Here is a 13,415-nt window from a genome sequence, read left to right on the forward strand (position 1 = left end):
CTGCCAGTCTTTTGACCCTTCCAGGCGTCATGGGGAATGACAAACACTATTCATGCCAGCTATCAGACCTTGGCGTCGAACAACACATGACTCGCATTGGCGAGACTGTCTGCCAGTTTGAGAGCTTCAGCGGAGGGGATCTGTCGTACGACCTCGCCCGTCTCGCTGGCGATCACCTTGACGATGACCTTGCCGGAATGCTCGTCGATCGAGAACTCCAGGTTGCGCTTGATCGACTGGACGAATTTTTCGATCTCTTGCACCGCCAGCTTCAATTTCGCCTCATCCGTATCCTGATGCTTTTCTGCAGCCGAAGCATCGGTGGTACTGGTGACTTTAGGCGTCTCTGACGGCTTTTCAACAACAGGGGTTGCTGGCTTGGGAGCCGGATAAGACACGTTAAGCTTTACGCTCATGTCCATGTCCATCACCTCCTAACGTGAAAAAGCGAGAGAGCACGACAAGCGCACTCCCCCGCCAAAACTCATTCCGAAATTACTGAAGCAGCTTCAGTACAGCGGAAGGCAGTTGGTTGGCTTGAGCCAGAACGGAGGTCGAAGCCTGTTGCAGGGTTTGCTGCTTGGTCAGGTTAGCAGTCTCTGCGGCGAAGTCGGTATCTTGTACGCGACCTTGTGCAGCAGTGGTGTTTTCAGTGATGTTCTGCAGGTTGGAGATGGTGCTGGTCAGACGGTTTTGCGAAGCACCCAGAGCGGCGCGGGTGGCGTTGATGTTCGCAATTGCAGCGTCGATCGCGGTGATCGCGTTGTCGATGTTCGAAGCGGCGGCTGCGGAAGTAGCACCGGTCAGAACAACAGTACCGCTACCTACCGACAGGCTTGCAGCGTCGAACTTGCCGCTCAGTACCAGGTCGATGTGGTTAGCCGAACCGGTGTTTGCGCCCACTTGCAGGGTCACAGTACCAGCCGAACCGTCCAGCAGGTTTTTGCCGTTCAGGTTGGTAGCAGCCGAGATACGGGTGATTTCGTCAGACATCTGAGCGAATTCAGCGTTGGTTGCGGTCTGGTCAGCAGTGCCGTTGGTGCCGTTACGTGCTTTAACAGCCAGTTCACGCATACGCTGCAGGATGTCGGTCGAAGCTTGCAGAGCGCCTTCAGCGGTCTGAGCAACGGAGATACCGTCGTTGGCGTTCTGGATCGCCTGGGTGTTACCACGGATCTGCGAAGACATACGGGTAGCGATTTGCAGGCCAGCGGCGTCGTCTTTAGCGCTGTTGATTTTCAGGCCGGAAGACAGGCGCTGCATCGAAGTCGACAGAGCGTCAGAAGCGCGGTTCAGGTTTTTCTGAACGTTCAACGACGTGGTGTTGGTGTTTACTGTTAAAGCCATGACGAATTCCTCGTTGGTTGGGTACTGCGGCTTCCGGCCCTGGCAACCGCCGGGTATGGCCTAGAGAACCTTCGTAATAGTTATCGTCGGGTTTGCAGGTTGCTTGAGGGCTTTTTTGAAAAAATTTGCCATCAACCTGCCACCCCCTAGAAAACAAAGACTTAGCAGCACTTTCCCTTCAATAAAATGACGTCAAAAAGCGCACACGGCGCAAACCTGCGCGCCAAAGCGCTCGGGCATTTTCAGCCCGGCGCCCGTTCCAGCAAATCGATCAACTCATACTCCATGAAGTCGGCCAGCCCGAGCCAGTCCTGACGCTCCTGACAATCGAGCATCTGCGTGAGCACCTGCGCCCACGACTGCCGGACTTCGGCAGACGCGGACACCAGCCACTGCTGCGCCCCCTCGAAGACCTCGACCATGGTCAACGCCGCCTCGACATCCCGTCCCAGCCGAAACAGCCCGGCGCACTGCCGGCATTCGTCGACACACTTGCGCAGCGCACTCATCGCACGAACTCCTGATTGAGCGTGGTCCCGGCAATCTGCGCGCCCGCGCGACTGCTGTTGAGGAACTGCACCTGCGGCTGGGTGGCGATATAGCGCTCCAGCACACACAAATAGCCGCGGAAGTTGAGCTGCGTACTGACCCGCTCACCGAACCCGTCACGCACCCAATGCCGCGCCTGATTCACCGACGGCCCCAGATCACCGTCGTTCCAGCCGGCGTGGGTCTTGTTCATCGGAAACGCGAAGTCGGCGCCAAACAGAGTGATCCGCCCTGCGCCCATCTTCACCGCCAGATCCACCGCCGGGTGAATCACGCTGCCACCCACATGCAGCAAGGCCCGTGGATGTTGATCACGCAGGCCGGCGTACACCGGACTGGCCGAGTAGCCGCCATAGCGCTTGCCCTTCCAGGCTTTCAACACCTGCGGATCGCTCATCGGCAGATACACCAGCGGGATGCCGTCGGAGTCTTCCCAGGGCAAATGGCGAAAGCTGATGCGCTGATCGATGCTTACCACGAAGTCAGGCACGATCCCGTGCTCGCGTAGCGGCCGATAAGCGGTGTCGACGCAAATGAACAGCGGACGCTGCGCCTGGCCACGCACTGCCGCCAGGCGCTCGAAATGCCCCTCAAGGGTCGGTCCGGTGCCGATCACATAGATTTCCCGACCCGCGCAGGTGCCAAACAAGGTCGCCACGTCATCGTCAGCCAGCAACACCGGCAAGCACTCCTGCAAGCGCTGCTGGATGAAGGGCGATTGCGGGTCGAACTCGCGGTTGTTGAAGCTCAGGTGCACTTCGCTGACCAGGCGATCACGGATCTTCGCGTTGAAGTCATCCGCCAGCAGCATTTCGGCAGGCAGGGCAAAGAACGGCGTGCAGATGTCCGCCAGATCGCCGGCATACAACAGCTCCACCCGAGGGTCTTGCAGCCAATAACGCTGGTCGAGCAATTGCAGCACGAGACTGAACAGCGCGCCGTTGAGGATATGCACATACAAGCGCTCGAGTCCGGCGCGCTCCAGCAATACCGTCGGCAAATCGCCAAGGCCGGTGCCGTAGACATGCAGTTGCGGCTTGTCCGCCGGCAGGCTCGCCGCCTGGACCCGCGCTTCGTGAACACGATCATGGCGACTGGTGAGCTGAATCCCGGCAATGCTCAGCGTCGAACCCAGCCCCTGAGTCAGTTCCGCGTCGATCGCCGTGCTGTCTTCACCCAGCAGACGGGCGAGCAGGCGCGGCCAGCGGCGCTCGATGACCTCGGCGTTGGATTGGAAAAACTCGCTCATGACGCCTCGCGCTCCCTTCAGGCAAAAAAATAGCGTTCAAGGTTAGCCTTGAACGCTATTTTTGTATCGACTGTTTTTTACCGACTCACGGGCGGTAGATGATCGCCGAGCCCCACGACAGACCGACCCCGAAACCACTGATCGCAATGCGCTGCCATTGGGAATCGAGAGCGTGTTTCTCCAGCAGCAGCGGAATGCTCGACGACACGGTGTTGCCGGTCTCGACCATGTCCTTGATGAACTTCTCCGGCTCTCCCTCGAAACGCCGAGCCACGGCGTCGACGATTGCCGCACTGCCCTGGTGGATGCAGAACGCATCGATGTCATCGGCCTTGAGGGCAGAATCGTCGAGTAATTCGTGCAAATGCGCCGGAACCTTGAGCAACGCGAAGTTGAACACCTGGCGACCGTTCATGAAGAACACGCCGTCGGTGACTTTCAGGTGCGGTGCGCCGGAGCCGTCGGTGCCGAACTTGGCCTTGCCCAGCGCCCAGGTCGGATCTTCACCCATCCAGGTCGCAGTGGCGGCATCGCCGAACAGCATGGTGGTGTTGCGATCTTCCGGGTCAACGATCTTCGAGTACGGGTCGGCGGTGATCAGCAGGCCGTTCTTCAGACCGGCGGCTTCCATGAAACCCTTGATCGCGTAGATGCCGTAAACGTAACCGGAGCAGCCCAGGGAGATGTCGAACGCAGCAACGTGGGTCGGCAGACCGAGCTTGTCCTGAACGATCGCCGCCGTGTGCGGCAGGCCTTCTTCATCACCGTTCTGGGTGACGACGATCAGCGCATCGATGGATTCACGTTTCAGCTCAGGATTGCTGGCAAACAGCGCATTGGCCGCTTCAACGCACAGATCGGAAGTTTCCTGGTCCGCATCCTTGCGGGGCAGGAAGGCCGAACCGATCTTGCCGAGGATGAATTCTTCATCCTTCTCGAATTTTGCACCTTGTGCGTAATTGTCCACGCCGGCTACAGGAACGTAGCTCGCAATGCTTTTTATGCCAATCATTACGGCTTCCCAATAATAAACAGCCCAATACCACCGCTCGCAAGGATTCGAGGGGCGCCGACAAACAGAAAACGGCCGCCACAACGGGCAGCCACGGGGAGCGCAGAGGGCTATCACTGAAACCGATAACGGGTCAGGCGCCATCTCCCCGGTCATTACAATACAGTGAAGATGCGCGTTATGACTCGCAGGTCACGCCATTTTGCCGAATCGGTTGCAGATCGGGTTATTCGACCAACGACCAGTCCAGCGGCGTGCCACGTTTGATCGGCGCGCGCGCGCGGCGGCCGAGGACGGCATCGGTGTGCTTGGGCGGCAGACCGAGGCCGGGACGGATGGCGCGCAGGTTGGCGGCCGTGAAGGGTTCACCGGCGGCCATGTCGGCGGTGACGTACAGCGACCGACGGTACACCAGCGACTTGCGCTCGGCCTCCGTCACCCCGTAATGCACCTGGCCCATGGCCTGCCAGGCGCGTTCGGTTTCCAGCACCAGGCTGGCGAGTTCCGCCGGCTCCAGGGAGAAACTGGCGTCGACCCCGCCGGCAGCGCGATCGAGGGTAAAGTGCTTTTCCACCACGGTCGCCCCGAGCGCCACGGCCGCCACCGAGACACCGACGCCCATCGAGTGATCCGACAGCCCCACTTCGCAACCGAACAGCTCGCGCAGATGCGGGATCGTGCGCACGTTGCTGTTGACCGGGGTTGCCGGGTAGGTGCTGGTGCATTTGAGCAGCACCAGATCCTTGCACCCGGCCTCACGGGCGGCGCGCACGGTTTCATCGAGCTCGGCGATGCTCGCCATGCCGGTGGAGATGATGAGCGGCTTGCCCGTGGCGGCCACGCGGCGGATCAGCGGCAGGTCGGTGTTTTCGAAACTGGCGATCTTGTAGGCCGGCACGTCGAGGCTTTCGAGAAAATCCACTGCCGAATCATCGAACGGCGTCGAGAACGCGAGCATCCCCAAGGCTTTGGCCCGGGCGAAAATCGGCGCGTGCCACTCCCATGGGGTATGGGCCTTTTCATACAGATCGTACAAAGACGTGCCGGCCCACAGGCTGTTCGGGTCCTTGATGAAGAACTCGCCCTCGGCCAGATCCAGGGTCATGGTCTCGGCGGTGTAGGTTTGCAGCTTCAAGGCGTGCGCCCCGGCCTTCGCCGCTGCATCGACAATCTGCAGCGCCACGTCCAGCGACTGGTTATGGTTGCCGCTCATCTCGGCAATGATGAACGGCGGTGCGTCGGCACCGATCAGACGGTCGCCAATCCTGAAACTGCTCATGGGCGGTGTTCCTTCAAAACCTTGATGAACGCGCAGGCAGCCTGGCTGAACCCGGCGTCGTGAAATACAGTCAGCGAGGGCCGATTGGCCGGCAGCACCTGCGCGGTGATTGCAGTGAGGGACGGCCAGTGCGCGCTGACGAACGCCTCGCCCCGCGCCAGCAACGCCCTGCCCCAGCCGAGGCCGAAGCGGCCTTCGAACAGATACAGCGAGACTTCGGCCTCGAAGCCGCGCAGGTCGTAGCGCAAGACACCCACCGGGCCGTCGTCGGCCTCGGCGATCAGCAACAGACGCTGGGGATTGCTCAGACTCGCGGTCAGCCAGTTCAGGTGCGCCGGCCATTCGATCACCCCGGTCTCCAGCGACCAGCGCCGCACCGCCTCGGCATTGCGACCGTCGAACAGCAACTGCGCGTCGTCCAGCGTCGCCACACGCAAGGTGAGGACCGCGCCAGCCAGTGCCGCCGCCACCCGCTGCGCCCCGCGTCCGTCGACCAGTTGCCGCGAACGCTCGGCCAGGCTCTGGCGCAGGTAAAAATTCTCGCTGACAAAACCGATGGCATCGCGCAGTTGCTCGACGCTGACCTGCTCCCGTGCGCCCATGAACACATGCACGCCCGCCGCCGCCATCACCTCGCCGTTGGTCTGCTGGTTGTTCGACACCGCGATGCAGATCGTCGGCAGGCCCATCGCCGCACGCTCCCAACTGGTGCCGCCGCCCGCGCCGATGAACAGATCGGCCTCGGTCATGCGTTGATAAAAATCACTGACAAAACTGTGCAGGCGCCAGTTCGGCCGCGTCTCGGCCAGGGCCTGCATCTGTACCCACGCCGGGTTGTCGGCGCCAGCGACGAAGTCCACTTCCAGTTCGGGAAAGTTCGCCAGCGCAAGCATCGCGTGGTGCGTCTGCCGCGCCGCGTCGAAACCGCCGAAGTTCACCAGCACCCGCCGCGCGACCGGCTTGATCGCAATGGCCGGGCAATCGAACTCGTCGCGCAGCATGGCGTAACGCGGGCCGAGCAGCGTCCGGCAATTCTCGGGCAGCAGCGGCGCATAGTTTTCGCTGAGACCCGACAGATTCTGGTTGAGCAACAGATCGACGCTGTAGCGACGGGTCGCCAGATCATCCACGGCGGCAATCCGCAGCGCCCAGCGGCGCGCGGCGGTCTGCCAGTGATGATCGAGGCCGTAATGATCGACGATGATCCAGTCGAAGTCGGTCTGGCCGTCGAGCAGCGCGGCCAGGGCGTCGATGTCCGCCTGCCACGGCAGCATCGACTCGATGGCCTGCTGTGGGTCCTCACCGGGATAGCGATCCGGCAACGCGAAGGTTGCGAAGCCCTCGGCCTGCAAGGCCTCCAGCCGATGCCCCGGCAAGCGACGGCAGGCAAACGCTACGTGACTGCCCTGGGCGCGCAGCACCCTGGCCAGGGTCAGACAGCGGGCAATGTGACCGCTGCCGATGGTCGGCGACGCGTCGGCGCGAATCAGCACTCTCATTGCAGTTCTCCGCCGGCCTTGAGCGCGGCGTAGAGATACTCGGCGCGCGTCCAGTCTTCGGCGGTGTCGATGTCCTGCACCAGATGCCGGGGCAGAATCACCGGCAGGCTGGCCGGCGAATAGAGCACCTCGCCGCGCAGCCACGCCTCGCGCCGGCCCCAATAGAACTGGCCGGCATCCTGGAAGGCCTCGGGCAAATCCTGGGAACGGGTGTCGCGAAATTGCGGATACAGTGCGGTCAGGGCGCCCTGCCCGTCCAGAGTCAACGCGCGCTGCACCGGAAAACCGAAACTGCTGACCGAAAAGGCGAACGACTTGTCCGCATGCTGTTCCAGCAACTCAAACCCCTCACGCAGATACCGCGCCTGCAACAGCGGTGCCGTGGCGTACACGCAGCAGGCGTAATCGAAGGCCGGCAGTTGCTGCAAGGCATGCACGATCACCGCCGCCGTGCCGGTGAAATCATCGGCCAGTTGCGCCGGACGCAGGAACGGCACGTCGGCGCCATGCGCCCGAGACACGTCGGCGATTTCCTCGTCATCGGTACTGACCACCACCTGATCGAACAACCGCGAATCCAGTGTCGTGCGGATCGAGCGGACAATCATCGGCACACCATCGAACGGCTTGAGGTTCTTGCGCGGGATGCGTTTGCTGCCACCGCGCGCCGGGATGATCGCCACGTTGCTCAAGAGCGTTTTTCCAGAAGAAACCAGGTGATGTCGTCGACCGGGAACTGCGGATCGCGGTGATAACCGAAGCCGTAGTCCAGCAGTTGCAGGTCGGGATAGCGATCGAGCATTTCACCGGCAAAATCGCGCTTGAACAGCTTGCCGCTGTTGCCGCGATAAGACACTTCCACCGGCGCCGGGTTGTAGTACTCAGCGATCAGGATGTAGCGCTGGCTCAGTTCGTACAGCTGCGCATAGGCCGCCGGCAACAGTTCCGGCGCCAGGTGAATCAGCACGCCTTTGCTGAGGGTCAGGTCGTAGCGGCGCTCGCGGGGAAAGTCGAACAGCGAACCGTGCCAGATCTGCGCAATGTCCAGTGCTTGCGCCTGGGCGCAGGCACTGGCGTTGATCTCGACGCCGAACAACGCGCATCGCGGCAGCAACTGACGCAGCGCCTGCAAGTTGTTGCCGGCGTTGGTGCCCAGTTCCACCAGGCTCTCGATGCGGCCGGCGCGGGTCAGCGCCTTGGCGAACAACGCCAGGTTGGCCGCCACCAGCGGCTGGCCGACGTTGCGTTCGACGTACTGGTTACCGAACTCGCCCTGCCAGAATTTTTCCTGCTCACTCAGGTCACGCATTGCAGATTCCCATCCGTCGCCACAGGCAATTTATTCGGTCAGACGACGCAGTTGCTCCACCACATGATCCTGTTGCGCATCGCTCAACAGCGGAAACATCGGCAGGCTGATCGCTTCGGTGTAATAACGTTCGGCCTCGGGAAAGTCCCCTTCGGCGAAACCCAGGTCACGATAGTACGGCTGCAAGTGCAACGGAATATAGTGCAGGTTCACGCCGATACCGGCCGCGCGCAAGCCTTCGAACACCTGACGGTGGCTGAGGCCGATGCGCTCGCTCTGCAAGCGAATCACGTACAGGTGCCAGGCGGATTCGGCCTCAGGCTGCGCGCTCGGCAGTGTCACCGGCAGGTACGCCAGCAACCGGTTGTAGCGCGCCGCCAGTTCACGACGCCGGGCGATGAAAACGTCCAGTTTGTCGAGCTGCGACAAACCCAGCGCGGCTTGCAGATCGGTGATCCGGTAATTGAAGCCCAGCTCGATCTGCTGGTAGTACCACGGGCCGTGGCTGGGTTCGGTCATCTGTTGCGGATCACGGGTCATGCCGTGGCTGCGCAGGCGTTGCAGGCGCTCGGCCAGTTCCGGGCGATTGGTCAGCACCATGCCGCCTTCGGCGCTGGTGATGATCTTCACCGGGTGGAAACTGAACACGGTCATCGCGGCGAATTCACCGCACCCGACCGGGCGCCCCGCATAGGACGCACCGACTGCGTGGGACGCGTCTTCGATCACCGTGAAGTTGTAGCGCTCGGCCAGTTCGGCAATGCGCCGCATGTCGCAGCTCTGCCCGGAGAACGCCACCGCCACCAGCACTTTGGGCAGTGTCCCGGTTTGCTCGGCGCGGTCGAGTTTGTCGGCCAGCACCTCGGCATCGAGGTTCCAGGTCAGCGGATCGATGTCCACGAAGTCGACATCGGCGCCGCAATAACGCCCGCAGTTGGCCGAGGCGAGAAAGGTGTTCGGCGTCGTCCACAAATGGTCGCCCGGCCCCAGCCCCGCCGCCACGCAGGCAATGTGCAGCGCCGCCGTGGCGTTGCACACCGCCACGGCGAAATCCGCCTGGCAACGTTCGGCCACCGCTTGCTCGAAGCGTTCGATGGTCGGCCCCTGGGTCAGCCAGTCCGATTGCAACACCTCGACCACCGCGTCGATATCGGCCTGATCGACGCTCTGCCGGCCGTAGGGAATCATGCCGACAGCTTCGCGTGCAGGTCGGCGATCTGGCCCACCGAGAGGAAATGCGGGTTGGTGTCGGAGCGGTATTCGAAGTCCTCGCCTACCGGCCGGCCGCGCTCGCCGAGACGGTCCACGGCAAAATCCACGTCGACGCTGGTGAAACGGATCGACGGCTGGATGGTGTAGTGATCGGCGAATTCCAGGGTCATCCGCGCGTCATCCAGCGGCACCATCAGCTCGTGCAGCTTTTCTCCCGGACGGATGCCGACGTTTTTGTGTGGCAGATGCTCGGCCATGCCCCGCGCCAGATCGACGACGCGGATCGACGGGATCTTCGGCACGAACACTTCGCCGCCGTGCATCCGCGCGAAGCTGTCGAGAACGAACTGCACGCCGTGGTCGAGGGTGATCCAGAACCGGGTCATGCGCTCGTCGGTGATCGGCAGCTCAGTGGCGCCATCGGCGATCAGCTTGCTGAAGAACGGCACCACCGAACCGCGCGAACCGGCAACGTTGCCGTAGCGCACCACGGCGAATCGCGTCTGTTGCTCACCAGCGATGTTGTTGGCGGCGACGAACAATTTGTCCGACAGCAACTTGGTCGCGCCGTACAGGTTGATCGGGCTCGCGGCCTTGTCGGTGGACAGCGCCACGACTTGCTTCACGCCGTTGTCGATGGCAGCGGCGATGATGTTTTCCGCGCCGTTGACGTTGGTGCGGATGCACTCGGTCGGGTTGTATTCCGCCGCCGGCACCTGCTTCAACGCGGCGGCATGCACCACGTAGTCGATGCCGCGCATGGCCTGGCGCAGACGGTCGGCGTCGCGCACGTCACCGAGGAAGTACCGCATGCACGGCGCGTTGAACGTCTGCTGCATTTCGTACTGCTTGAGTTCATCGCGGGAGAACACCACCACCCGCTTGGGCTGGTATTGCTCAAGCAGGCGGCGGATGAAGTTGCGACCGAACGAGCCGGTGCCACCGGAGATGAAGATCGATTTACCGTTGAACATGTCTTGAATCCTGTTCCCTGTGCGAAGGCTTAGGCGAGCAACTGCGCCCAGTCCAGCGAAGCACTTTCGTTGAGAACAAAACCTTTGCCGCTCAGGCTCAGGTTGGCGTTGTAGGCGGCGTCCTGGGCGAAAGCCGAGGACCATTTTTCACGCAGCGCTTGCAGCGCTTGCGGGGACTGCGCGACGTCACCCGAATGGATGACCTGAACCAGCGGCGTCCACACGTTGAGGAAACCGGCCTGACCGGCCTTCAGGCACAGGTCGACGTCGCTGAAGCCTTCGGCGAACTGCTCGTCCAGGCCTCCCAGCGCGTCAAACAGCTCCTTGCCGATCATCAGGCACACGCCCGACACCGCCGAGTAGTTCTGCTCCACGGCCAGACGCTGCATATAGCCATCGGCATCATGCTTGTCACCGACGAAGGCCGAGCCGACACCGCCATTGAGGCCGAGAATCAGGCCGGCCTGGGCGATCTTGCCATCGCGGTCGACCAGTTTCGCGCCGACCACGCCGACTTCCGGACGCTGGGCATGGTTGAGCAGCGACTCGATCCAGTTCGGATTGACCACTTCGCTGTCCGCCGCCATCAGCACCAGGTATTCACCCTGCGCCTGCTGGCTGGCGGCGTTGCACAGCGCCACGCTGTCGAGCGGCTGGTCGGCGTGCAGCACCCGCACCCTGGCCTGGCTCAGTGTGCCCAGCCAGTCATTGACAGCGGCCGACTGATTCGAGCTGGCCGCGATCAACACTTCATAGCGGGTGTAGCGGGTTCTGAGCAGCAGGCCTTCCAGGCACCGTTGCAGGGCCGGCAGATCGTCGCTGGCCGGCACGATGACCGATACCAGCGGCTGTTCCGCGTGGCGATAGTCGACCTGATAGGTGCCCGGTTTGGCCGAGGTGATCTTCGCCTTGTAGCCACGATTGCCGAGATGACGCAGCAGCGCCTGACGCTCGTCGGCGTTCTCTTCCAGCACCGAGGCCTGGGCAATCAGCAGCGGTTCGTCGAGGTGAGCCAGGCCGCCCAGCCCGCCTTGCTCGATGATGCGCAGCAGCAGATCGAATTCCAGCGCCTTGCTGAAATCGGCCTGGTAACCACCGACCTCGATCAGCACGTCACGCCGGATCAGCCAATGCCGCGCCATGAGGGCCGGCAGGCTTTGCAGCAGGTCAAGGTTGAAGCCGGGACGGAATACATCCACCAGGGCGCCGTCGGCGGTCCGCTGGATTTCGTCGGTGGCGACCGCGCGGCATTCAGAGGCGCACGCCAGCTCCAGACCGGCGCGCAGCAGGCCGCCAGCGGTGAACTCGTCGCCCGCCTCGGCCAGCAGCAGCCAGTCGCACGGCGACTGACGGACGCTCAGGTTCAGTTTGTCGACGAAGTTGCCCACCGTGACGCGTACGAAGTGCAGCGTGTTCTGCGCAGTGGTCGCCGCTGGCGGCTCACCGGTGGTGAACACGACCACTTTGAACGCCTTGCTGTGACCTTCAAGCAAGCTGTCCAGGGTGGTCTGCAGCTTGCCGATGTCGTTATCCAGATCGAGCAGGAAAATACCGAACTGCGGGCCGCCGTCATTGGCCGCCAGATGGCTGGCAATTGCTTCGGCCTGAGCGGCATCCGGTTGACGCGCCGCGAGCCACTTGAGCAGGCGGCCGGTGAGCATCTTGCCGAAGGCCTGATCGTTGCCTTCCACCGCTTGCAGGCGCGCGGTCCAGTCACGCAGTTTTTGCGCGTCTTCGTCCTCGCCCATCGACTGCAACTGGTCGATCAGACGGCTGATGACTGCGCGGTTGAAGACGTTGCTGTCGTGGGCCTGCCACAAGCGGTCAACCACGCTTTCCGGCGTGTCGTTGTTGCGGGCCAGCATCAGGTTCTGCTGACGCGCCCAGATGCCTTCCAGGCCCTGCAATTGCAAACGTCCCGCCGGCATCGAATGCAGCAGGAATTCGAATTGGGTCAGCTGATCGAAGAATGGCTGATTGTAGAACGGCATTTCGACGTACTGTTTCGGGCCGAAACGGCGCTGCGGACCGGCCTCGATATCGGTCCAGGCCGATTCGAACACCAGCTCGGCGGTCAGCGCGCGACCGACCCGCAGGCCGTCGGCCAGGGCCTCGAAGCTGTCCAGCACGCTCTGCTTGCCCTGCTGCGGATCCTGATGCTGGACCTGGGTCGGCAACCCGGCCAGGAAACCGGCAAAGGCGTCGCGCTCGGCGACATGCTTGGCATCGGTGTAGGCCAGCGAGTGGTAGATCTCGGTGTTGTGGTCGGAATGCTGGTAGTTGAGCTCACGCACCACGTACGGGATCGGCAGAATCCGCGCCTTGCCGCGCGCCAGCAGATAGTAGGTGTGCCCGACTTCCTGCCACTGGAAGGACGTGTCGTGTGGCAGGACTTCATACCACTCACGCAGGACGGCTGTGCGCTGTACGGCATAGAACGGTGGCAGGTACTGATACAGGTAATCGTGTATACGCTCCTGCGCCACGTCCGAGGCGTAGTCTTCGCAGACTTTCTTGTCGCGCCGGTAGTAACTGACGCTGTTGGCCAGCGACAGATACATCATGCTGTAGCCGTGGCAAAGGCTGTAATCAGGGTTGGCCTGCATGAACGCTACGGACTCGTGCAAGGCCTCCGGCACATGGAAATCGTCGTCGGCGGCAAACACCATCAGGGGCGTGGCGACCTGATCCACACCGTAGGCCAGCTTGGCCCGAATGCCCCAGTAACCGTATTGCGGCAGGTGCTGGTAGTCGACGTTCGGGTAGCGGCCGGCCATGCCTGGCTGAGCCTCGGCAGAGGAATCCAGGACGAGAATCCTGTAGGGCAAGCTGCTGTAAAAAGTCACCGCCCGCCGCAGGAACGCCGGTCGTTCGTGTGAGATCAGCACCACGGTCAACTGTTCGTGGAGTGCCAATTGCGTTTCAGAGCGGTTCTTGCCTTGCATAAAATTTCCCCAACCGGCGAGTAGCCGAAAGAACTCAACG

At 62.2% G+C, this 13,415-nt stretch carries 12 protein-coding genes; all 12 read right to left on the reverse strand.

Features of this window, described 5'->3' with window-relative positions:
* Positions 1-62 precede the first annotated feature (62 nt).
* The gene (locus KVQ74_RS16410; protein ID WP_217832215.1) at positions 63-422 is read right to left on the reverse strand and encodes a flagellar protein FlaG; all 360 of its coding nucleotides are present in this window, start codon (positions 420-422) and stop codon (positions 63-65) included.
* Positions 423-495: 73 nt separating this feature from the next.
* Positions 496-1,347: a flagellin domain-containing protein gene (locus tag KVQ74_RS16415; RefSeq protein ID WP_011333041.1), complete on the reverse strand. Its 852-nt coding sequence runs from the start codon at positions 1,345-1,347 to the stop codon at positions 496-498.
* A gap of 242 nt (positions 1,348-1,589) precedes the next feature.
* Positions 1,590-1,856, reverse strand: a complete 267-nt coding sequence (locus KVQ74_RS16420) for a hypothetical protein (protein WP_217832216.1) — start codon at positions 1,854-1,856, stop codon at positions 1,590-1,592.
* The gene (locus KVQ74_RS16425) at positions 1,853-3,145 is read right to left on the reverse strand and encodes a motility associated factor glycosyltransferase family protein (RefSeq protein ID WP_217832217.1); all 1,293 of its coding nucleotides are present in this window, start codon (positions 3,143-3,145) and stop codon (positions 1,853-1,855) included. The genes KVQ74_RS16420 and KVQ74_RS16425 overlap by 4 nt, the downstream gene beginning before the upstream one ends.
* Before the next feature lie 85 nt (positions 3,146-3,230).
* The gene (locus KVQ74_RS16430) at positions 3,231-4,157 is read right to left on the reverse strand and encodes a ketoacyl-ACP synthase III (RefSeq protein WP_217832218.1); all 927 of its coding nucleotides are present in this window, start codon (positions 4,155-4,157) and stop codon (positions 3,231-3,233) included.
* Between the two features lie 226 nt (positions 4,158-4,383).
* A complete protein-coding gene (pseI, locus tag KVQ74_RS16435) occupies positions 4,384-5,436 on the reverse strand; it encodes a pseudaminic acid synthase (protein WP_217832219.1) in 1,053 nt (350 codons plus the stop codon).
* A complete protein-coding gene (gene pseG / locus KVQ74_RS16440; protein WP_217832220.1) occupies positions 5,433-6,935 on the reverse strand; it encodes a UDP-2,4-diacetamido-2,4,6-trideoxy-beta-L-altropyranose hydrolase in 1,503 nt (500 codons plus the stop codon). The genes pseI and pseG overlap by 4 nt, the downstream gene beginning before the upstream one ends.
* On the reverse strand, positions 6,932-7,627 hold the full coding sequence (gene pseF / locus KVQ74_RS16445; protein WP_217832221.1) for a pseudaminic acid cytidylyltransferase: 696 nt from the start codon (positions 7,625-7,627) through the stop codon (positions 6,932-6,934). The genes pseG and pseF overlap by 4 nt, the downstream gene beginning before the upstream one ends.
* On the reverse strand, positions 7,624-8,244 hold the full coding sequence (locus KVQ74_RS16450; RefSeq protein ID WP_217832222.1) for a pseudaminic acid biosynthesis-associated methylase: 621 nt from the start codon (positions 8,242-8,244) through the stop codon (positions 7,624-7,626). Before KVQ74_RS16450 ends, pseF begins: the two co-directional genes overlap by 4 nt.
* Before the next feature lie 30 nt (positions 8,245-8,274).
* Complete coding sequence (gene pseC, locus KVQ74_RS16455; protein ID WP_217832223.1) at positions 8,275-9,432, reverse strand: UDP-4-amino-4,6-dideoxy-N-acetyl-beta-L-altrosamine transaminase; 1,158 nt, start codon at positions 9,430-9,432, stop codon at positions 8,275-8,277.
* Positions 9,429-10,430 (reverse strand): UDP-N-acetylglucosamine 4,6-dehydratase (inverting), encoded by a 1,002-nt coding sequence (gene pseB / locus KVQ74_RS16460; RefSeq protein ID WP_217832224.1) that lies wholly within the window; start codon positions 10,428-10,430, stop codon positions 9,429-9,431. Before pseB ends, pseC begins: the two co-directional genes overlap by 4 nt.
* Before the next feature lie 29 nt (positions 10,431-10,459).
* A complete protein-coding gene (locus tag KVQ74_RS16465; RefSeq protein WP_217832225.1) occupies positions 10,460-13,375 on the reverse strand; it encodes a glycosyltransferase family 2 protein in 2,916 nt (971 codons plus the stop codon).
* Positions 13,376-13,415: the final 40 nt, after the last annotated feature.

The organism is Pseudomonas botevensis (assembly GCF_019145475.1).
In the GTDB taxonomy this organism is placed as follows: Bacteria; Pseudomonadota; Gammaproteobacteria; order Pseudomonadales; family Pseudomonadaceae; genus Aquipseudomonas; species Aquipseudomonas botevensis.

What these genes read in the sequence shown, in the direction of transcription:
- KVQ74_RS16410 (WP_217832215.1), bottom strand. Translation starts at nt 422, where the DNA reads ATGGACATGAGCGTAAAGCTTAACGTGTCTTATCCGGCTCCCAAGCCA.
- KVQ74_RS16415 (WP_011333041.1), bottom strand. Translation starts at nt 1,347, where the DNA reads ATGGCTTTAACAGTAAACACCAACACCACGTCGTTGAACGTTCAGAAA.
- KVQ74_RS16420 (WP_217832216.1), bottom strand. Translation starts at nt 1,856, where the DNA reads ATGAGTGCGCTGCGCAAGTGTGTCGACGAATGCCGGCAGTGCGCCGGG.
- KVQ74_RS16425 (WP_217832217.1), bottom strand. Translation starts at nt 3,145, where the DNA reads ATGAGCGAGTTTTTCCAATCCAACGCCGAGGTCATCGAGCGCCGCTGG.
- KVQ74_RS16430 (WP_217832218.1), bottom strand. Translation starts at nt 4,157, where the DNA reads ATGATTGGCATAAAAAGCATTGCGAGCTACGTTCCTGTAGCCGGCGTG.
- pseI (WP_217832219.1), bottom strand. Translation starts at nt 5,436, where the DNA reads ATGAGCAGTTTCAGGATTGGCGACCGTCTGATCGGTGCCGACGCACCG.
- pseG (WP_217832220.1), bottom strand. Translation starts at nt 6,935, where the DNA reads ATGAGAGTGCTGATTCGCGCCGACGCGTCGCCGACCATCGGCAGCGGT.
- KVQ74_RS16450 (WP_217832222.1), bottom strand. Translation starts at nt 8,244, where the DNA reads ATGCGTGACCTGAGTGAGCAGGAAAAATTCTGGCAGGGCGAGTTCGGT.
- pseC (WP_217832223.1), bottom strand. Translation starts at nt 9,432, where the DNA reads ATGATTCCCTACGGCCGGCAGAGCGTCGATCAGGCCGATATCGACGCG.
- pseB (WP_217832224.1), bottom strand. Translation starts at nt 10,430, where the DNA reads ATGTTCAACGGTAAATCGATCTTCATCTCCGGTGGCACCGGCTCGTTC.
- KVQ74_RS16465 (WP_217832225.1), bottom strand. Translation starts at nt 13,375, where the DNA reads ATGCAAGGCAAGAACCGCTCTGAAACGCAATTGGCACTCCACGAACAG.